This window comes from Halomonas sp. (assembly GCF_033549285.1).
Taxonomy (GTDB): Bacteria; Pseudomonadota; Gammaproteobacteria; order Pseudomonadales; family Halomonadaceae; genus Halomonas.
Window position 1 is genome coordinate 1 of sequence record NZ_JAWSUJ010000048.1, and the last position, 19,329, is coordinate 19,329.

The 19,329-nt window shown below is 70.3% G+C and carries 15 protein-coding genes; 4 read left to right on the plus strand and 11 right to left on the minus strand.

Features of this window, described 5'->3' with window-relative positions; translation table 11 throughout:
• The 4 genes from SCI24_RS11995 to SCI24_RS12010 form a co-directional block, all read left to right on the plus strand.
• Positions 1-1,153, plus strand: a 1,153-nt coding sequence (locus SCI24_RS11995) for an HlyD family efflux transporter periplasmic adaptor subunit (RefSeq protein WP_318725595.1), incomplete at its 5' end; no start/stop codon positions are given.
• A 58-nt stretch (positions 1,154-1,211) separates the two neighbouring features.
• Complete coding sequence (locus tag SCI24_RS12000; protein ID WP_318725596.1) at positions 1,212-2,099, plus strand: polysaccharide lyase; 888 nt, start codon at positions 1,212-1,214, stop codon at positions 2,097-2,099.
• A gap of 38 nt (positions 2,100-2,137) precedes the next feature.
• Positions 2,138-3,391 (plus strand): alginate lyase family protein, encoded by a 1,254-nt coding sequence (locus SCI24_RS12005; RefSeq protein ID WP_318725597.1) that lies wholly within the window; start codon positions 2,138-2,140, stop codon positions 3,389-3,391.
• Between the two features lie 49 nt (positions 3,392-3,440).
• Complete coding sequence (locus SCI24_RS12010) at positions 3,441-6,050, plus strand: tetratricopeptide repeat protein (RefSeq protein ID WP_318725598.1); 2,610 nt, start codon at positions 3,441-3,443, stop codon at positions 6,048-6,050.
• A gap of 81 nt (positions 6,051-6,131) precedes the next feature.
• On the opposite strand, the gene SCI24_RS12015 is transcribed toward SCI24_RS12010, so the two are convergent.
• The 11 genes from SCI24_RS12015 to SCI24_RS12065 form a co-directional block, all read right to left on the minus strand.
• Positions 6,132-7,427, minus strand: coding sequence for an adenylosuccinate synthase (locus tag SCI24_RS12015; RefSeq protein WP_318725599.1), 1,296 nt, complete (start codon positions 7,425-7,427; stop codon positions 6,132-6,134).
• Between the two features lie 72 nt (positions 7,428-7,499).
• Positions 7,500-8,696: an ATP phosphoribosyltransferase regulatory subunit gene (locus SCI24_RS12020; protein WP_318725600.1), complete on the minus strand. Its 1,197-nt coding sequence runs from the start codon at positions 8,694-8,696 to the stop codon at positions 7,500-7,502.
• 188 nt (positions 8,697-8,884) lie between these two features.
• Complete coding sequence (gene hflC, locus SCI24_RS12025; protein WP_318725601.1) at positions 8,885-9,766, minus strand: protease modulator HflC; 882 nt, start codon at positions 9,764-9,766, stop codon at positions 8,885-8,887.
• Positions 9,767-10,978 carry an FtsH protease activity modulator HflK gene (gene hflK / locus SCI24_RS12030; RefSeq protein ID WP_318725602.1) on the minus strand — a complete coding sequence of 404 codons (1,212 nt, stop codon included), beginning with the start codon at positions 10,976-10,978 and terminating at the stop codon, positions 9,767-9,769.
• Between the two features lie 152 nt (positions 10,979-11,130).
• Positions 11,131-12,447 (minus strand): ribosome rescue GTPase HflX, encoded by a 1,317-nt coding sequence (gene hflX, locus SCI24_RS12035; protein ID WP_318725603.1) that lies wholly within the window; start codon positions 12,445-12,447, stop codon positions 11,131-11,133.
• Between the two features lie 8 nt (positions 12,448-12,455).
• Positions 12,456-12,701 (minus strand): RNA chaperone Hfq, encoded by a 246-nt coding sequence (gene hfq, locus SCI24_RS12040; protein WP_106229908.1) that lies wholly within the window; start codon positions 12,699-12,701, stop codon positions 12,456-12,458.
• Between the two features lie 123 nt (positions 12,702-12,824).
• Positions 12,825-13,763 (minus strand): tRNA (adenosine(37)-N6)-dimethylallyltransferase MiaA, encoded by a 939-nt coding sequence (gene miaA, locus SCI24_RS12045; protein WP_318725604.1) that lies wholly within the window; start codon positions 13,761-13,763, stop codon positions 12,825-12,827.
• 4 nt (positions 13,764-13,767) lie between these two features.
• On the minus strand, positions 13,768-15,717 hold the full coding sequence (mutL, locus tag SCI24_RS12050) for a DNA mismatch repair endonuclease MutL (protein ID WP_318725605.1): 1,950 nt from the start codon (positions 15,715-15,717) through the stop codon (positions 13,768-13,770).
• Positions 15,718-15,758: 41 nt separating this feature from the next.
• Positions 15,759-17,219, minus strand: coding sequence for an N-acetylmuramoyl-L-alanine amidase (locus tag SCI24_RS12055; protein WP_318725606.1), 1,461 nt, complete (start codon positions 17,217-17,219; stop codon positions 15,759-15,761).
• The gene (tsaE, locus tag SCI24_RS12060; protein WP_318725607.1) at positions 17,216-17,719 is read right to left on the minus strand and encodes a tRNA (adenosine(37)-N6)-threonylcarbamoyltransferase complex ATPase subunit type 1 TsaE; all 504 of its coding nucleotides are present in this window, start codon (positions 17,717-17,719) and stop codon (positions 17,216-17,218) included. The genes SCI24_RS12055 and tsaE overlap by 4 nt, the downstream gene beginning before the upstream one ends.
• Positions 17,700-19,235 carry an NAD(P)H-hydrate dehydratase gene (locus tag SCI24_RS12065; RefSeq protein WP_318725608.1) on the minus strand — a complete coding sequence of 512 codons (1,536 nt, stop codon included), beginning with the start codon at positions 19,233-19,235 and terminating at the stop codon, positions 17,700-17,702. Before SCI24_RS12065 ends, tsaE begins: the two co-directional genes overlap by 20 nt.
• Between the last annotated feature and the right edge of the window lie 94 nt (positions 19,236-19,329).

The window sequence follows — 19,329 nt, forward strand, 5'->3', positions numbered from 1 at the left end:
GATCACGGATATCGACCCGCCCCATCGCGAGCTGCTGCGCCAGGTGGTCCGCAGCTGCCTGACCGGTCGCCAGGCCAGCATCGAGTCGCTGATGGAGGGCGAGGACCCGCAGACACCGCGCAAGCGCAAGGCGGCCCAGTCCACGCCCCTGCCCCCGTCGCGCCCGCCCAAGCCGAAGGGGCGCTACGTGCTGCTGTTTAGCGCCATCGCGATCCTCGCCATCGCCGCCGCGGCCACGGCCTACCGCAACTTCATGCTGATCGAGCCGAGCTTCGCCGCGGTCACCGCGCCACGGATCGACATCCGCGCTCCCGGCCCCGGCATCCTCGAGGCCCACGACCTGCAGGCCGGCGACCGGGTCGAGCGCGACCAGGAGCTGACCAGCATCGCCAACAGCGACCTGGAGTCGGAGCTGATCCTCTCCCGGGCCTCGCTGAACTACAACGAGCAGCTGATCGCGAACCTGAAGGAGCATCTCCAGTCGGCCGGCGGCGGTCAGGTCAGCATCGCCAGCTCCGCGCGTCCCGAGAGCGGCGATGCCATGAGCTTCGAGACGGTGTCGCCGGAGATTGCCCAGGCGCGCATCGACCAGTTCGAGACGGCACGCGACCTGGAGAGCTCGCGCATCACCGCCCTGGAGGCTCGCCAGGCCAGCAACGACATCTACAGCCCGTGCGAGTGCCTCGTGGCCTGGGCCCTGAGCAGTGCCGACGGCACCTACGTCAACGAGAGCGAGCGGATCATGACCCTGATCCGCACTGGCGAGGACGATGTCATGGTCGAGGCACTGGTCCACATGGACGACATCGATCGCATCGAGCCCAACCAGACGGCCTACGTCTCGCTGCCCAACGCCTCGACCCCGATCCGCGCCCGAGTCCGCAACGTGGCACTGGACGTCGAGCGTCAGCCGCGTGCCGGCTTCCCCAGTTGGGTCCGCCAGCAGCAGAACGTGGCAAGCGTGCTGCTGGTGCCGGAGAAGACCTTGCCGGCCGAGAGCGTCGGCAAGCCGGCGGACGTGCGCTTCACCGAGGCCCCGCTGCTGGGCGCCACCGCCGAGTGGGTCTGGCAGGGAATGCGGGCCGTCGGCCAGTTCGGCGAGCGCGTCTATCGTGCCGTCACCCAGGAGGACGAGCAACGCGAGGCGGGGTGATCCCATCCCGCCTTCGCCGCGGCGCCCCGGCGCCGCGGCCCTTCGTCAAGGAGACACCATGAGCATGGAACACCCACGTAACCGCCGCCGCGCCCTTGCCCTCGCGGCCCTGCTGGCGGGCCTCGCCTCGACGAGTGCCCCGGCGCAGGAGGGCAAGGAGCCAACCCTCTCCTATCCGCGGGTCGAGCCCTGCTCGGAGCGCTACCCGCCGGTGGCCACGCCGCAGCCGGACCTCGCCGCCAAGGATGCCCAGGCGGGTATCCGCCAGGGCTTCGGCACCAACAGTGACTGGGGCGTCGAGGACAATGTCGAACTGCTCGACGCCGGCGCCACGGGCCTCGACGAGCCCGGCCTGCGTGTCCACTACCCCGAGGGCACCTCCTCCCCCGGAGACACCAAGGAGGGGGGCGCCGGCTTCTACGCCGAACCAGCGGGCCTGACCGGGGCCGAGCGCGCCTGCCTGACCTACCAGGTGCGCTTCCAGCCGGGGTTTGATTTCGTCAAGGGCGGCAAGCTGCCGGGCCTCTTCGGCGGCGAGGCCCCCAGCGGCGGCGAGGAGGTCGACGGCGAGAGTGGCTTCTCGATGCGCTTCATGTGGCGCGAGGCCGGCCAGGGCGAGCTCTACGAATACGTGGCCAGCCAGGACGAGGAGTTCGGCGCCTCCGTGGGCCGCGGGCTGTGGAGCTTCCCCACCGGCGAGTGGGTCACCATCGAACAGGAACTGGTGCTCAACACGCCGGGGGAGGCCGACGGCCTGGCCCGCGTGTGGATCAACGGCGTCCCGGTGCTCGAACAGAGCGAGATCGTCTACCGCACCACCGAGGAGGTAACCATCGATGGTCTGATGTTCTCGACCTTCTTCGGCGGCAACGGCGAGGAGTGGCGCACCCCCGTCGACCAGCATGCCGATTTCGCCGCCTTTCGCTTCTACGCCCCCTCGCCCTGAGCGAGGCGCGTCCCGTATCACAAGGAGTCACCTCTGCCATGCCCCATGCCCGTCCCCGACTGACCCATCGGCCGCTCACGGCTGCCCTGGCCCTGCTGCTCGCCGGGCTGTCGAGCAGCGCGGGTGCCCAGGAGATGGGCATCCTCACCATCGAGGAGCGCGAGGCACTCGACCTCTCGGACTATCGCGTCACCGCCCCCGATGCGGGCTACTTCGATGTGGCGGCACGCATGGAGGAACTCGCGTCCACCGACAATGCCATCCTGCTCCAGGAGATCGACGACCTCTCCCCGGGGCCGAGCTGCCAGCAGATGATGGAGTACGAGCCCATCACCACCCACCTGCGCGTCCCCGGCTACTACCCCAACCCTGAGGCCTGGGAGCTCGCCTCGGAGCCGCTGTTCCAGTTCGAGGACAACGTCTCGATGCTGGCCGGCAGCTTCGTCGCCAGCGGCGACGACTACTATGCCGAGTGCCTGGTCCGCTTCCTGGACCACTGGGCACAGCAGGAGGCGCTGACCGACTTCTACTACGACTCCCTCGAGCCCCAGGCCTGGTTCGCCACCGAATCGATGATCTTCGCCGCCGCCATGGCCTATGCCAACGTGCGCCCCTTCGTCGAGGGCATGGAGGAGGAGCGCGAGCGCGTCGAGGCGTGGCTCAACGGCCTGGCCCACCAGCACGCCGACATCCCCGGTGGCGAGGGCAACAGCTGCTGCAACAACCACTTCTACCGCCGGGCGCTCTACGCCAGCATGGTCGGCGTGCTGACCGAGGACAACGAACTGTTCCGCTTCGGGGTCAGCGCCATCCATGCCGCGCTGCACGACATGACTAAAGAGGGCGCCTTCCCGCTGGAGGTTTCCCGGGGACGGCGCGCCACCCACTACCAGAACTATGGCCTGCTCTATTTGATCACCAACATGCAGGTCATCGCCCGTCAGGGCTACGACATCTTCGAACTCGAGATCGACGGCCGCACCATCCATGACGCCATCGAGTTCCTCTTCGCGATCCTCGATGACCCGGCCGCCCTGGGCGACTACGCCCCCCTCGAGCAGTACACCGGCTTTCTCAAGGACCCCCAGTACTTCACCTGGATGGAGATCTACCTCGAACGCTTCGACGATCCCCGCGTCGAGGACTTCATCCGTCGGGTACGTCCCCTCTACAACCGCAGTGCCGGCGGCTACATGACCCTCTACTTCATGGATCCCGAGGCACAGCAGCATGTCGCCCTCGACGAGGAGAAGCAGGAGACCACCGCCTTCAAGGGGCTGGGGCAGGAGTGATGCCCCGCTGTCAGCCGTCATCCATCGATCACCGCGAGGACCCAACACCATGAACACCACCCCGACTGACATCACCGTCCTCCCGCATGCCCGGGGCCTGCGCCTGATGGCCTCGGCCAGCCTGCTGGTGCTGCTCGCGGGATGCGCCGTCACCGACAATGCCCCCCAGGCCACCGCCCCCCTGCCCGAGCGCTACCAGGCCTGGTTCGAGGATGGCCAGCCGCGCAACCTCGAGTGGATGCACAAGCAGACCGTCGAGAAGGCCGACGAAGCGGCCGCCGCCGGCAACCCGCGTGAGGCGATCCGGCTGCTCACCTCGCTGACCGACCAGGGCTTTCCCCAGGCGCACTACGAGCTGGGCAAGCTCTACGACCAGGGTGAGGCGATGGCACGCGACCCTGCCCGGGCGGCCGAGCACTACGCCCGGGCGGTGCGCACTCCCTCCTACATTCGCGGCCATGCCGCGCTCAACCTGGCGAAGCTCTATCGCGAGGGCGACGGGGTCGAGCGCAACGACCTGCTCGCCTACCACCTGCTGCGCCTGGCCGTGGAAGAGGAGGTGGGCCGCGACGAGCGGGTGATGCTGGCAGAACTGCTGCGGGAAGGCGGCGACGGGGTGTCGGCGAACCCCGAGCGGGCGGCCAGGCTCTATGCCATCGAGGCCGAGCAGGGCCAGGAGGAGGCGTTCAGGGCGCTGGCCGAGGCCCATGCCCCCGGCGGCTGGCTCGACGAGAAGCCCGAACGCGCCATGGACTATGCCCAGCGCTACGCCGAGGCGCTGCAGAAGCGCGCCGCGGCCGGCGAGACCGATGCCATGCAACGCCTGGCGGGCCTGCATGCCCCCGACGGCCTTCTCGGCGACCAGCCCGAACAGCGCCTGCACTGGCTGCGCCAGGCGGCCGAGGCCGGTGACGAGGATGCGCTGGGCAATGCCGGGAGCGCCATGCTGGACGCCGGGGAGACCCGGCAAGGCATCGCGATGCTCGAGGAGGCGGCCAGCAACGGCGATGTCGATGCCATGACCAAGCTGGGCGGGTTCCTGGTCGACCGCCGCCCCGGCGAGGCGCGCCAGTGGCTGACCCGGGCCGCGGAGCAGGGCTCCACGGACGCCCGGGTGCACCTGGGGCGCCTGCTGATCGAGGGCGAGGATCCCCGCCGCGGTGTGGCCCAGCTCGAGGAAGCGGCGGCACAGGATCATCCCCTGGCCCTCGCCTCGCTGGGCGACTTCTACATGAATGACGAGCTCTCCCCCAGCCAGCCCTTCATCGCCGTCGACTACCTGGAACGCGCCCACGAGCAGGGCCATCCCTGGGCCACCCAGCAGCTGGGCGAGGCATATCTGAGGGGCCGCGGGGTGACCGCCGATCCCCAGCAGGCCGAGACGTTGCTGCGCCAGGCGGCCGACCAGGGACAGAGCGGCGCCCTGGCGCTACTCGGCCAGGCCTACCTGGAGGGCGAGACACTGCCCCTCCATCCCAGCCGTGGCGAGCAATTGCTGCAGGCGGCGGCAGACGCCGGCGAGACCTCCGCCATGACCGCGCTCGGCGCGGCCTATCTGGAGGGCCCCCTGGAGGCCCGGCCGGAGCGGGGCGTGCAACTGCTGCAGCAGGCCGCACAGCAGGGCGACGGTTACGCCATGGTGGTGCTGGGCCGCGCCTACCGCAAGGGCGAGGGAGGCCTCCCCCGGGACCTGGACAAGGCCAGCGAGTGGCTGGCCCGCGCCCGGCAGGCGGGCCACGCCTCCGCCGACGAGGCGATGACCCGCGTCAACCGCGACCGCGGGGCCCAGGGCGACATCCGGGCCCTGATCGAGGCCGCCGAGGATGGCCACCCCGGCGCAATGGCCGACCTGGGGCGCGCCTTCCTCGAGGGCCAGGGCGTGCAGCAGAACCGCGAGCACGCCCGGAGCTGGCTCACCCGCGCCGCCAATGCCGGCCACAACGGCGCCAGGGCGGAGCTCGGCGAGATGCTCCTCGACAGCGACCCCGAGCGGGCCATGACGCTGCTGCGCACCGCCGCCGATGGGGGACATCAGGGAGCCCGGCTGACCCTGGGGCGCGCCTACCTGGAGGGCAAGCATGTCGCCGCCGACCCCGAGCAGGGCATCGCCTACCTGCGCCCCTCGGCCGAGGCCGGCACCCCCTATGCCGCCCAGCTGCTGGGCCAGGCCTACCTGGCCGGCAATGGCGTGGAGGCCGACCCGCAGAAGGCGAAGGAGTGGCTGAACCGTGCCGTGGAGAGCGGCGACCTCTCCGCCCGCGCCAACCTCGGTCGCGTGCTGCTGCGCGGCGAGAACGGCGTCCCCCGGGACGGCGAACGCGGCCGGACCCTGCTCGAGGAGGCCGCCGACCAGGGCCACCCCGGGGCCATGGCCACCCTGGGACGGGAGTACATCCGTGGCGAGAACCTCGAGCAGGATGTCCGCCAGGGCGCCGACTACCTGCTGAAGGCGGCCGAACAGGGCCACCCCAGCGCCCGCCTGGCGCTGGCCAAGGCCTACCTGGCCGCCAACGGGCTGGAGAATGCCAGCCGCGAGCAGGCCCTGGTGTGGCTCGACGGCGTGATGGAGGGCGACAGCGGCATGGCGCTGGAGACCCTCCACGAGCTGCTCTCCGACGAGAGTGCCGCCGAGGCCCTGAAGGTGGCCGCGGCGGACTGATTCGCTATCGTCCAAGCAACGCGAAGGCCGGCCCTCGAGGGGGCCGGCCTTCGCGTTTCAGCGGGACTGTCGAGGCGGCGGTCAGCCGTCGAAGGGGTTGCGCAGCACGATGGTCTCGTTGCGGTCCGGACCGGTGGAGATGATGTCGATGGAGGTCCCCACCTTCTCTTCCAGGAAGCTGATGTAGGAGCGCGCATTGGCCGGCAGGTCCTCGACGCGACGCGCCCCCAGCGTGGACTCGCTCCAGCCCGGAAGGTCCTCGTAGAGCGGCTCGATGGCTTCATAGCCCTCGGAGTCCACCGGGGTATCGAGCACCTCGCCGTCCTTGCTGCGATAGCCCACGCAGACGCGGATGTTCTCCAGGCCGTCGAGCACGTCGAGCTTGGTCAGGCAGAGGCCGGAGACGGAGTTGATCTGCACGGCGTGACGCAGGGCCACGGCATCGAACCAGCCACAGCGGCGCGCGCGGCCGGTGGTGGCCCCGAACTCGTGGCCCTTCTCGGCCAGGTGGCGGCCGTGGTCGTCGAACAGCTCGGTGGGGAAGGGACCGGAGCCGACCCGGGTGGTGTAGGCCTTGGTGATGCCCAGCACGTAGTCCAGGTAGAGCGGCCCGACCCCGGAGCCGGTGGCGGTGCCGCCGGCGGTGGTGTTGGAGCTGGTCACGAAGGGATAGGTGCCGTGGTCGATGTCCAGCAGCGAGCCCTGGGCCCCCTCGAAGAGGATGTTCTCACCGGCACGACGCATCTCGTGGACCAGGCCCACGGTGTCGCAGACCATGGGCCGCAGCTCCTCGGCCATGGCCATCGCCTGGTCGAGCACCTGCTGGAAGTCCACCGGCTTCTCGCCGTGGTACTGGGTCAGCACGAAGTTGTGGTAGTCGAGCACCTCGCCGAGCTTGGAGGCGAAGCGCTCGCGGTGGAGCAGGTCGCCAAGGCGCAGGCCGCGACGCGCCACCTTGTCCTCGTAGGCCGGGCCGATGCCGCGGCCAGTGGTGCCGATCTTGGCGATGCCACGGGCCTTCTCGCGGGCCTGGTCCAGGCGCACGTGGTACGGCAGGATCAGCGGGCAGGCCGGCGACAGGCGCAGGCGCTCGCGCACCGGCACGCCCTTGCTCTCCAGCTCGCGGATCTCCTCCATCAGCGCCTCCGGCGACAGCACCACGCCGTTGCCGATCACGCAGATCTTGTCGTTGCGCAGGATGCCCGAGGGGATCAGGTGCAGGACGGTCTTCTCGCCGTCGATGACCAGGGTATGGCCGGCGTTGTGACCGCCCTGGAAACGCACCACCGCCGACGCGGATTCGGTGAGCAGGTCGACGACCTTGCCCTTGCCTTCGTCACCCCACTGGGTACCCAGTACGACTACATTCTTGCCCATTGTGCTCTCGTCTCTCGTTGCGGCACCGCGCCCGTGGAAAGGCCCAGGGCCGAGGTCATTGACCGCGGGCCCTCAGGCCCGGTCCTGTGAAGTCTCCAGGAGACGCGGCTCCCAGCGACCGTCGATACGTTCCAGCCGGCGGTCGCAGCGGTGCTCCGCCGGCCCGGTGCGCTGCCCGGGCAGCGCCTGGACGACCCGCTCACCCTGCTGGCGAAGCGCCTGCAGGGCCTCCGCCAGTCCCTCGCCCTCGGCCGGCGCCCAGATGCCGTCCGGCTCCGGCTCCTCGGGTGCCAGGGTGGCCAGCAGCTTGAGGTCCATGGAGAAGCCCGTCGCCGGCCGGGCACGGCCGAAGGCGCGGCCGGTGTCATCGTAGCGCCCCCCCTTGGCCAGCGCCTGGCCGTAGTGCGGCACGTAGGCGGCGAACATCATGCCGGTGTGGTACTGATAGCCCCGCAGCTCGGCCAGGTCGAAGTAGGGTTCGACCCCGGGGTACTCGGCGAGCACCCCGTCGACCAGGGCACGCAGCTGGTCCAGCGCCGCGCCCACGGGCTGGGGCGCCTCCTCGAAGGCCTCGCGCGCCGCCTCCAGCACCTCGAGCCCCCCGTGCAGGTCGCCCAGGGCGCGGAACATCGCCGCCAGCCCCGGGTCGCGGACACTCTCCTCCACGCGCGATGCCAGCTCGCCCGGCGACTTGAGGGCCAGGGCGTCGAAGAGCGCACGCTCCTGGTCGGCATCCAGCCCCGCGGCCTGCACCAGGCTACGGTAGATGCCGATATGGCCCAGCGCCAGGTGGATCTCCGTCGCTCCGGCGGTCTCGAGGCTGGCCAGTGCCAGGCGCAGGATCTCCAGGTCGGCCTCAAGGCCAGCGTGACCGAACAGCTCCACGCCGACCTGCACCGGGCTGCGGCCGCCCTGGTGCTGGTCGGCCTTGGCACGCAGCACGTTGGTGCAGTAGCAGAGCCGCACCGGGCCCTGGCGGCGCAGGGAGTGGGCATCCATGCGCGCCACCTGGGGGGTGACATCGGCGCTCACCCCCATCAGGCGGCCGGTCATCTGGTCGGTCAGCTTGAAGGTCTGCAGATCGAGGTCGGTGCCGGTGCCGGTAAGCAGGGAGTCCAGGAACTCCACCGGCGGGGGCATCACCTGGTCGTAGCCCCAGCGGTGATAGAGGTCGAGCAGCGCACGGCGCAACTCCTCCATGCGACTGGCCTGGGGCGGCAGTACCTCGTCCATGCCGTCGGGGAGCAGCCAGCGGTCAGCGATGGTCATGTCGTTCATCCTGCAAGACGATGGTTGGCCTGCGACGAGCCCGAGTCGCGCGAGGCGTGCTGGCGAACGGGAACGCCGGGAGTGGAGAGGCCACAAAAAAACCGGGCCACGCCCGGTTTAAGGATTCTACCACGTTTGCGGGCCGGTTGAACCCTGGCCGGCGGGCGGCGAACCGCCCGCCGGGCCCGTCACTCGGCCCCGCCCTGGGGGCTCTTGAGGTACTGGAAGAAGTCGCTGGAGGGATCCAGCACCAGCATGTTGTCGTCACCGGCGAAGCTGTCGCGATAGGCGTTGAGACTGCGCCAGAAGCTGAAGAACTCCTCGTCCTTGCCGTAGGCGTCGGCGAAGATGGCCGCCGCCTCGGCGTCGCCCTCACCGCGCAGGGTCTCGGAGCGCTCGTTGGCCTGGGCCAGCAGCACCTGGCGGCGGCGATCGGCGTTGGCGCGGATCCGCTCGGCCTCCTCCTGGCCCTGGGCACGCCACTCGCGGGCCTCGCGCTCACGCTCGGAACGCATGCGGTCATAGACCGCCGAGGAGACGTCCTGAGGAAGGTCGATTCGCTTGACCCGGATGTCACGGATGGCCACGCCGAGCTCGTCGCGCAGCAAGGCATCGAGATCCGCCGTGGGTCCGGTCATCAGGTCATCGCGGCGCTCGGCGATGATCTGCTGCAGGTCGAGACGACCGAACTCGTTACGCAGGCTCTCGTCGACCCGCGGCTGGATCAGCCGGCTGGCCATCAGCTCGTCGCCCGCCGTGGCCTCGTAGTACTGGGTCGGATTGACCACCTGCCACTTGACGTAGGAGTCGACGATCACCGCCTTCTGCTCCAGGGTCAGGTATCGGCTGGGGTCGGTGTCCAGCGTCAGCAGCCGGGTGTCGAAGGTGCGCACCGTCTGGGTGATCGGCACCTTGAAGTGCAGGCCGGGCTGGATGTTCTCCTCGATGATCTCGCCGAAGCGCAGCTTCACGGCACGCTCGGTCTCGTCGACCACGTAGAGGCTGTTGCTGGCAAGCCACGCCACGGCGGCCAGGCCACCGACGATGAGCAGGGATCGATTGTTGATCATTTAGCGGCCCTCCCTGCGGATTCCACTGTTGCTGCTGTTGCTGCTCGACGACTGGCTGGAGCGCATGCGCTCCAGCACGCGGGGATCCAGCTCGCCCTGTTCGCCCTGGCTGGCATCGCTGCCGGCACTGCCGCCACCGGGGCGCTGGTCCAGGGGCAGGTACATCAGCGGGCTGTCGTCGGCCACGTCGACCATCACCTTCGAGGTATTGGCGAACACCTCGCTGAGGGCATCGAGGTAGAGGCGCTCGCGCATGATCGATGGCGCGGTCTCGTACTGGCCGAGCAGCGCATTGAAGCGGCTAGCCTGACCCCGGGCCTCGGCGACCACGGATTCGCGATAGCCCTGGCCCTGCTCGACGATGCGCTGGGCCTGGCCCTGGGCCTCGGGGATGATGGCGTTGGCGTACGCCATGCCCTGGTTGATGGTGCGCTGACGATCCTCGCGGGCCCGGATGACGTCGTCGAAGGCATCGATGACCTGGTCCGGCGCCGAGGTGGACTCGATGTTGATGGTCTGCAGTCGGATCCCGGTGCCGTAGTTGTCCTGGTAGGACTGCAGGCGACTGGCCACCGAGCTGCCGAGGATCTCGCGCCCGGAGGTCAGGATGTCGATCATGTCGGTACCACCGACCACGTGGCGCAGCGCACTGTCCAGGGCGTTCTCGATGGAGAGCTGCGGGTTGCGCACGTTGAGCACGAAGTCGCGCGGGTCGGCGACCTGGTACTGGGCCGAGATCTCGACCTCGACGATGTTTTCGTCGCGAGTCAGCATCGACTGGGTCTGGGTCAGCGAGCGCACGCGGGTCACGTTGACCATGCGCACGTCATCGATCAGCGGCGGGTTCCACTGCAGACCGGGCGTGACGACCTCCTGGAACTTGCCGAAGCGCAGCACCACGCCGCGCTCGGACTGGTCGACCAGGTAGAAGCCGGAGGCCGCCCAGATGGCCAGGGCGACCACGATCAGCAGGCCCGGCAGGGTGAAGGCATTGCGGGGCTTGCCACCGCCGCCCTTGCCGCCGGAACCGCCCTTCTTGCCCCCGCGGCCGCCCAGCATGCTGTTGAGCTTGTCCTGAAACTTCTTCAGGGCCTCGTCGAGGTCGGGCGGCCCCTGATTGCCGCCGCCTTTACCCCCGCCGCCACTGCCACCGCGGCCACCCCCGCTCCAGGGGTCGTGCTGGTTGCCACCACCAGGCTCATTCCAGGCCATACGTCGTCTCCACTATGCGTTGCATTCCACCACCGGCAGTGCCGGCGACGGACGTCGGTTGCGAACCTGCGGGGATCGCCCGGCGCGGCCCGACGTCCCTGTCATCATGTTGTGGCTGCTGGCCTGCCCGCCAGCGGACCGGACCTTTCACGTCACGCTTCCCACACCGGCGGCGCCTGCAGCGCCGCCGGCAGGTAGTCGTCGGCACGCTCGCCCAGCCGCGCCATCAGCTGCAGGAAGTCACGCCGTGGCAGGCGCACTTCCAGCAGGGTGTGACCCGCGTCGTCGAAGCGCTCCCCACGCACCGCACCGAGGTCGTGCAGCCCGGCCCGCAGCCTGCCCTGCTCCGGGGCCAGGCAGAGCTCGAAGTCGATGATGTCATCGGCCAGGCACTCCGAAAGCGCCTGCTCCAGCAGCTCGAGCCCCTTGCCCTCGCGGGCCGAGAGCCAGACCACCTCGGGCCGGCCCTCCCCGTCACGCTCGATGCGCGGTGCGCTGTCGAGCAGGTCGATCTTGTTCATCACCTTGAGGGTCGGCACCTCCAGGGCGCCGATCTCGTCGAGCACCGCCTCGACCTGGGCCACGTTGAGTTCGCGGTCGGGGTCGGCGGCGTCGATCACGTGCACCAGCAGCGAGGCCTCGGCGGCCTCCTGCAGGGTGGCGCGGAAGGCCTCGACCAGCTTGTGGGGCAGGTGACGGATGAACCCCACGGTGTCGGCGAGCACCACCGGTCCCACATCCTCGATCTCCAGGCGACGCAGCGTCGGGTCGAGGGTAGCGAAGAGCTGGTCGGCCGCATAGACCCGGGCGGACGTCAGGGCGTTGAAGAGCGTGGACTTGCCGGCGTTGGTGTAGCCCACCAGCGAGACGCTGGGGATCTCCGCCCGGGAACGGGCCCGACGATTCTGGCTGCGCTGGCTGCGCACCTTGTCGAGCCGCTTGTGGATCGCCTTGATGCGTGCCCGCAGCAGGCGGCGGTCGGTCTCGAGCTGGGTCTCGCCCGGCCCCCGCAGGCCGATGCCGCCCTTCTGGCGCTCCAGGTGGGTCCAGCCGCGCACCAGGCGCGTCGACATGTACTCGAGCTGGGCGAGCTCCACCTGCAGCTTGCCCTCATGGGTGCGGGCACGCTGGGCGAAGATGTCGAGGATCAGGCCGGTACGGTCGATCACCCGGCACTTGAGCTCGCGCTCCAGGTTGCGCTCCTGGGAGGGGCTCAGGCCATGGTTGAAGATCACCAGCTCGGCGTGATGCACCGCCTTCGCCTCGCGCAGCTCCTCGAGCTTGCCCGAGCCCACGAAGGTGCGGGAATCGGGGCGCTTGCGACTGCCGGTGATCAGGGTGGCCGGCTCCGCGCCGGCCGAGCGCACGAGCTCGAGGAACTCACCCGCATCCTCGCGCTCCTGCTCGTCCTGGAAATCCACATGGACAAGGATCGCCGTCTCGCCGGCGTCGGGACGTTCAAAAAACAATCAATACCTCACGCATCAGGGTCCGGCTGCGCGTCCGGGGCCGGCAGGCGCACGTTGCGCGACGGCACCACGGTGGAGATGGCGTGCTTGTAGACCATCTGGCTGACGGTGTTGCGCAGCAGGATGACGAACTGGTCGAAGGACTCGATCTGGCCCTGCAGCTTGATGCCGTTGACCAGGAAAATCGATACCGGAATGCGCTCCTTGCGCAGGATGTTCAGGTACGGGTCTTGAAGGGACTGCCCTTTGGACATGTTGCTCTCCCTGAAGTGTCTCTGGGGGTTGATGTTATGTCGGTCGTCGTCGCTCCCGCCAGGGGGCAACGCTGGATACCCTGAGGGGCCTGTTCACCCGGCCACCGAAAGGCCCATCTTACGCTAAGTGCCGAATTCGCGCACGAGTTTCAAGACCTCGCCCAGGGGATCGGGGCCCAGGCTGTCGACCCAGTGGAGCCCCGGCCAGCTGCGCATCCAGGTCAGCTGGCGCTTGGCCAGCTGCCGGGTGGCGATGATCCCGCGCCGCTCGAGCTCGCCACGCCCGAACTCGCCCTCCAGGCAGGCCCATGCCTGACGATAGCCCACGCTCTTCATGGCGGGCAGCGAGGCATCCAGATCGCCGCGCGCCTTCAGGGCCGCCACCTCGTCGAGGAACCCGGCATCGAGCATCGCCGTGAAGCGCCGGGCGATGCGCGCATGGAGCACGCCACGGTCAGACGGCGCGAGGCCTATCGACAGCGTACGCCAGGGAAAGGTTTCACGGCGCTGCTCGCCCCACAGCTCGCTGAGCGGGCGGCCCGCCAGCCGATGGACCTCCAGCGCCCGCATCAGCCGCTGGGGATCATTGGGATGGATGCGCGCCGCCGAGAGCGGATCGACCCGGGCCAGCTCCTCATGCAGCGCCGCCAGGCCGAGACGCGCCACCCTTTCCTCCAGCTCGGCGCGCACCGCCGGGTCCGAGGCGGGCAGGTTGGCCACCCCCTCGAGCAGGCACTTGAAGTACATCATGGTGCCGCCCACCAGCAGCGGGACCCGGCCCGTGTCGCGGATCGCGCGCATCTCGCGCAGGGCGTCCTCGCGGAAGTCGGCGGCGGAATAGGGCTCGGCGGGGTCGCGGATGTCGATCAGCCGGTGTGGCGCCCGGGCCAGCTCCTCGGGCGAGGGCTTGGCGCTGCCGATGTCCATGCCGCGGTAGACCATGGCGGAGTCGACGCTGATCAGCTCGCACCCAAGCCGCTCGTGGAGTTCGATGGCCAGGTCGGTCTTGCCGGCCGCAGTAGGCCCCATCAGCAGGATGGCGGGGGGGCGCGTATCGCTCATGGGTCTACTGACCGCGCAGAAAGAGGCGGTCCAGCTCCTTCATGCTCATCTCGGTCCAGGTGGGACGGCCGTGGTTGCACTGGCCGCTGCGCTCGGTGCGCTCCATGTCGCGCAGCAGGGCATTCATCTCCTCGAGCCCCAGCTGGCGGTTGGCCCGCACGCTGCCGTGGCAGGCCATGGTCGCCAGCAGCTCGTTGATGCGCGCCTCGAGCCGGTCGGAGCGGCCGTAGCGCTCCAGGTCGGCGAGCATGTCACGCACCAGCGGCTCCACGTCGGCCTCGGCGAGCAGCACCGGGACCTGGCGCACCAGCAGGGTCTCGGGACCGGCCACGTCGAGCTCCACGCCGAGGCGCGCGAAGGCGTCATGTTCGGCCTCGGCGGTGGCCACCTCGGCGGGGCTCGCCGCCAGCGACACCGGCACCAGCAGCGGCTGGGCCTGCAGCCCGCCGCCGTCTCCCGTACCGCCGTGGACCTGAGCCTTCATCCGCTCGTAGACGATGCGTTCGTGGGCGGCATGCATGTCCACCACCACCAGGCCGCGCTCGGTCTGGGCGAGGATATAGACCCCGTGCAGCTGGGCCACGGCATAGCCCAGCGGTGGCGCACGGGTCGCGTCCTCCTCGGGCATCGCCGGGCGCGGGGCACGGGCCGCCTGCGCGGTGCGACGCTCCTCGAGGGCCACGCCCGCGGCGCTGCCGCCGGGGGCCGGGGCGGCCGGCTGGGGAGTCAGCAGGCGCTCCTCGTGGTCGGGGTGCAGCGCACGGTAGCCCTCCATAAAGGCCCGCACCCGGTCGGGCGTCACGCTATCACGGGCCCCGTCACGCTCCGCGTGCCCCGGCAGCGCCATCGGCTGCTGCTGCCAGGCCGGCGCCGCCTCGCGCACGCCGTCCGCCGTCTCAGGCGTTTCGCTGGCCTCGTCGCGTTCGCCACCCTCGCCGGGCCGGGCCTCGCCCAGCGCGCGGTGCAGGCTCGAGAACAGGAAGTCGTGGACCATTCGCCCGTCGCGGAAGCGCACCTCATGCTTGGTGGGATGGACGTTGACGTCCACCACCCTTGGGTCGACCTCGAGGTAGAGCACGAACACCGGGTGGCGACCATGGAAGAGCACGTCGCGGTAGGCCTGGCGGATGGCATGGGCGACCAGGCGGTCGCGCACCACGCGGCCGTTGACGAAGAAATACTGCTGGTCGGCCTGGGCGCGCGAGTGGGTCGGCAGCCCGACCCAGCCCCACAGCCGCAGCCCCCCTACCTCCAGGTCCAGGTGCAGGGCATTCTCCAGGAAGGCCTTGCCGAGCAGGGACTGGAGGCGACGCTCACGGGCCACCGGGTCATCGCCCGCCGGCAGCTGGTGGAGGGTCTTGTGGTTATGGCGCAGCACCCAGCCGATGTCGAAGCGCGACAGCGCCTGGCGCCGGAAGGCCTCCTCGACGTGGCCGAACTCGGTCTTCTCGGTACGCAGGAACTTGCGCCGTGCCGGAGTGTTGAAGAAGAGATCACGCACCGAGACCGAGGTGCCCCGCGGATGCGGGGCCGGGGTCACGCGCGGCTCCATGCGCCGCCCCTCGGCCACCACGCGCCAGCCGCTGCGCGGGTCCTCGTCGGTGTTGGAGACCAGCTCGAGGCGTGCCACCGAGCTGATCGAGGCCAGGGCCTCGCCGCGAAAGCCCAGGCTTGCCACGCCCTCGAGTTCCTCCAGGGAGACGATCTTGCTGGTGGCGTGGCGCGACAACGCCAGCGGCAGGTCGGCCTCGCCGATGCCGCTGCCGTCGTCCCGCACGCGGATCAGCCGGGCCCCGCCGTTCTCCAGCTCGACCTCGATGCGTCGGCTGCCGGCGTCGATGGCGTTCTCCACCAGTTCCTTGACCACCGACGCCGGCCGCTCGACCACCTCGCCGGCGGCGATCTGGTTGGCCAGGCGGGGATCGAGGATCTGGATGTGTCGCTTCTCTGACATGTCGCTCCGAGGGTTCCGGGTCTGAAGGGGGTACGCCGGCCTCACGTCCGGGGGATGCGCAGCACCTGTCCGACCCGGATCACGTCGCCGTTGAGCTCGTTGGCCTGCTTGAGCTGGGCCACCGGCACGCCGTGACGGGCCGCGATCTCCGAGAGGGTATCGCCGGGCTGGATGCGATACTCGTTGCCCTCGGGGCTGCGATTGCGGTCACGCTGCCAGGCCAGCAGGCTGGCCGGTGGCGGGTTGCGCTGGAAGTGGCCGCGGATGCCGCCGAACACCGCCTCGACCATCTTCTGCTGATAGCCGCCGTCGCGCAGCCGGCGCTCCTCGTCGGGGTTGGAGATGAAGCCGGTCTCGACCAGCAGCGAGGGGATGTCCGGCGACTTGAGCACCATGAAACCGGCCTGCTCGACCCGCGACTTGTGCAGCCGGTTGACCCGGCCGAGCTGGTCGAGCACCTGGCCGCCGATGGTCAGGGAGTCGTTGAGGGTCGCCGTCATGGTCAGGTCGAGCAGCACCCCGCGCAGCACCTCGTCCTTGTCGTCCAGCGACAGGCTGCCGTCGACCCCGCCGATCAGGTCGGCCTCGTTCTCGCTGGCGGCCAGCCACTGGGCGGTCTCCGAGGTGGCCCCCCGCTGGGACAGCGCATAGACCGAGCTGCCGTTGGGCCGCGGGCTGTTGAAGGCATCGGCATGGATCGACACGAAGAAGTCGGCCTTCTGTTCCCGGGCGATGCGGGTCCGCTGGCGCAGCCCGACGTAGTAGTCGCCGTCGCGGATCATCACCGCCCGGAACCCCTCCGCGGCATTGACCAGCCGCGCCAGACGCTGGGCCATCTCCAGCACGATATCCTTCTCGCGGGTGCCGGACGGGCCGATCGCGCCCGGGTCCTCGCCGCCGTGACCGGCATCGATGGCGATGATGATGTCGCGCCTGGGATGCGGCTTGGCCGGCTCCAGCACCTGGGCGGCGGCGATATCGGCGGGGTTGCGGCCCTCTGCCACCGCCTCGCTGCGGGCACGGTCGGCGGCAATCTCCTGCTCGCGGATCATCGCCTCGATGGGGTCGATGGGATCCTCCACGGCGCTCTCCCCGGGGTACTCCAGGTCCACCACCAGGCGATGGCCGTACTGGTCGTTGGGCGCCAGGGTGAAGTGGCGGGGCTCGACCTCCCGCTCGAGTTCCAGCACCACCCGCAGGCCATTGCCATCACGCACACCGGTGCGCAGGGTGCTGATGGCGCTCCCCTCGAGGTCCAGCCGGTCGACGCTGGCATTGAGCTGGCTGTCGTCGAGGTCGATCACCAGGCGGCGCGGATTGTCGAGGCTGAAGACATTGGCCCGCGCCGGGGAGGAGAGGTCGAAGACCAGGCGCGCATGGTCGGGCGCCGCCCAGAGGCGCAGGTTGTCGACACTGGCGGCATCGGCCAGGCCGCTGGCGAGCCACAGCAGCAGCCCTCCCAGCCCGGCCAGCAGGCGCCCTGGCGGTCTGATGCGTGTCATCGCGCTGCTTCACCTTCCCTGTCCAGGATCCAGCCGGCCAGCACCGGCATCGTCGCCAGGCGCGCCAGCACCGCCCGGCCATGCTCGCTGCCGGCCTCGAGCGTCGCTTCGCGCCCGCTGCCGGCCAGCCGCAGGACCACCGCCAGGTCCGGGGCCGGCAGCCAGCCCTCGCCCCGCTCCGGCCACTCGATCACGCAGAGCGCGTCCTCGGCGAGCAGGTCGCGGCCGCCGATGAACTCCAGCTCCTCGGGGTCGCCCAGACGATAGAGGTCGAAGTGGTACACCCGGATCTCGTCCAGCTCGTAGGGCTCCACCAGGGTGTAGGTGGGGCTCTTGACCGCCCCCTGGTGGCCGCAGGCCCGCAGGATGCCCCGTGTCAGGGTGGTCTTGCCGGCCCCGAGCTCGCCGGTCAGGTGCACGCGACCATGGCCCTCCAGGGCCCGCCCCAGGCACTCGCCGAAGGCGACCTGGCGGTCTTCGTCATCGAGTCGCAGCTGCATCGTCCTCGCCCATCGTCGGGTTGACCAGAATTCGTGCACAGGATGCCAGATCGCCGGCCAGCAGGCCACGCTCTCCCCCCTGCCGGGCCGCCATGTCGGCGGCCAGGGCATGCACCAGCACGCCGAGCCGGGCAGCCGCCTCGAGGGGGAGCCCCTGGGCCAGGAGCGCACCCAGGATGCCGGAGAGCGCATCGCCCATGCCGCCACTGGCCATGCCCGGATTGCCGTGGGGACAGACAGCGAGCCCCCTGGGGCCGGCCACCAGGCTGCCGGCGCCCTTGAGCACCACCACCCCGCCGTAGCGCCGCTGCAGGGCCAGGGCCGCCGCGGGCCGGTCGGCCTCGACCTCGCCGGCGGAGAGCCCCAGCAGGCGGGCGGCCTCGCCGGGGTGCGGCGTCAACACCCACTCCTCGCGGCGCTGGCCGCTGAAGCGTGTCGCCAGCAGGTTGAGGGCGTCGGCGTCCACCACCATCGGCTTCCCAACCGAGAGGGCCGCCTGCAGCACACCCTGCCCCCAGCTGCCCTGGCCGAGCCCCGGCCCCACCACCAGCACGTCGGCGCGATCCGCCAACCCATCGAGATCCCCGGCACCGCGAATGCCGTGGACCATCACCTCGGGACGGCGCACCAGGCTCGCGGTCACGTGCTCGGGGGCCGTGGCCAGGCTCACCTTGCCGGCGCCCAGCCGCGCGCAGGCCTCGGCGGCGAGCAGCGCCGCCCCGCCGAAGCCCGGCGCCCCGCCCAGCACCAGCGCATGGCCGAAGTCTCCCTTGTGGGCGCTGCGCTCCCGTGGCGGCAGCCAGGCCGGGATCAGTCCGGCATCCAGCAGGCGGGCCGCGGGCAGGAGGTCCGCCTCGGCCTCGGCATCCACGCCCAGGGCACGGAAGTCGACCTCCCCCACCCGAGACGACGCCGCCCCGGTGTACAGGCCCAGCTTGTCGCCGATGAAGGTCACGGTGCGACACGCCCGCACCGCCGTGCCGAGGACGGCACCGGTGTCGGCATGCAGCCCCGAGGGAATGTCGATGGCCAGCACCGGCAGGCCGCTGGCGTTGATGGCCTCGATCGCCTCTCGGGCCTCGCCGCGCACCTCGCCGCCGAGGCCGGTGCCCAGCAGGGCATCGACGACCAGCTCGCCCTCGAGAACGAGATCCGAGCGCCAGGCCACGGCCTCCACCCCGGCCGCCGTGGCCATGTCGGCGGCGCGCCCGGCATCGCCGGACAACGCGTCGCGCGGCTTGAGCAGGATGCGCTGCACGGTGAGTCCCTCGGCGGCGGCCATCGCCGCCAGCACATGGCCATCGCCGCCATTGTTGCCGCCGCCGCAGAGCACGCTGAGCGAGCGCACCCCGGGCCAGCGGGCCTTGAGGCTCTGCCAGGCGGCCGCGGCCGCGCGCTGCATCAGGGCGAAGCCCTCGATGCCGGCGGCGATGGTGCGCCGGTCGAGCTCGCGCACCTGGTCGGCGCGATAGAGCGGCCGCGACTGCGTCTCGGGTTGTGCGGCTTCCCGGGTCATCCGGTGTCTCCTCGTTCGGGATGCTTTACCATACCGAGTGTAAATTCTCTGCGCCCCACGCCAAGTCACGGGGCCGATCTGCATGGTGTTTTCT

Bases quoted from the DNA above. Each gene is read 5' to 3' on its own strand.
- SCI24_RS12000 (WP_318725596.1), top strand. From the start codon at position 1,212: ATGAGCATGGAACACCCACGTAACCGCCGCCGCGCCCTTGCCCTCGCG.
- SCI24_RS12005 (WP_318725597.1), top strand. From the start codon at position 2,138: ATGCCCCATGCCCGTCCCCGACTGACCCATCGGCCGCTCACGGCTGCC.
- SCI24_RS12010 (WP_318725598.1), top strand. From the start codon at position 3,441: ATGAACACCACCCCGACTGACATCACCGTCCTCCCGCATGCCCGGGGC.
- SCI24_RS12015 (WP_318725599.1), bottom strand. From the start codon at position 7,427: ATGGGCAAGAATGTAGTCGTACTGGGTACCCAGTGGGGTGACGAAGGC.
- SCI24_RS12020 (WP_318725600.1), bottom strand. From the start codon at position 8,696: ATGACCATCGCTGACCGCTGGCTGCTCCCCGACGGCATGGACGAGGTA.
- hflC (WP_318725601.1), bottom strand. From the start codon at position 9,766: ATGATCAACAATCGATCCCTGCTCATCGTCGGTGGCCTGGCCGCCGTG.
- hflK (WP_318725602.1), bottom strand. From the start codon at position 10,978: ATGGCCTGGAATGAGCCTGGTGGTGGCAACCAGCACGACCCCTGGAGC.
- hfq (WP_106229908.1), bottom strand. From the start codon at position 12,701: ATGTCCAAAGGGCAGTCCCTTCAAGACCCGTACCTGAACATCCTGCGC.
- miaA (WP_318725604.1), bottom strand. From the start codon at position 13,763: ATGAGCGATACGCGCCCCCCCGCCATCCTGCTGATGGGGCCTACTGCG.
- mutL (WP_318725605.1), bottom strand. From the start codon at position 15,717: ATGTCAGAGAAGCGACACATCCAGATCCTCGATCCCCGCCTGGCCAAC.
- SCI24_RS12055 (WP_318725606.1), bottom strand. From the start codon at position 17,219: ATGACACGCATCAGACCGCCAGGGCGCCTGCTGGCCGGGCTGGGAGGG.
- tsaE (WP_318725607.1), bottom strand. From the start codon at position 17,719: ATGCAGCTGCGACTCGATGACGAAGACCGCCAGGTCGCCTTCGGCGAG.
- SCI24_RS12065 (WP_318725608.1), bottom strand. From the start codon at position 19,235: ATGACCCGGGAAGCCGCACAACCCGAGACGCAGTCGCGGCCGCTCTAT.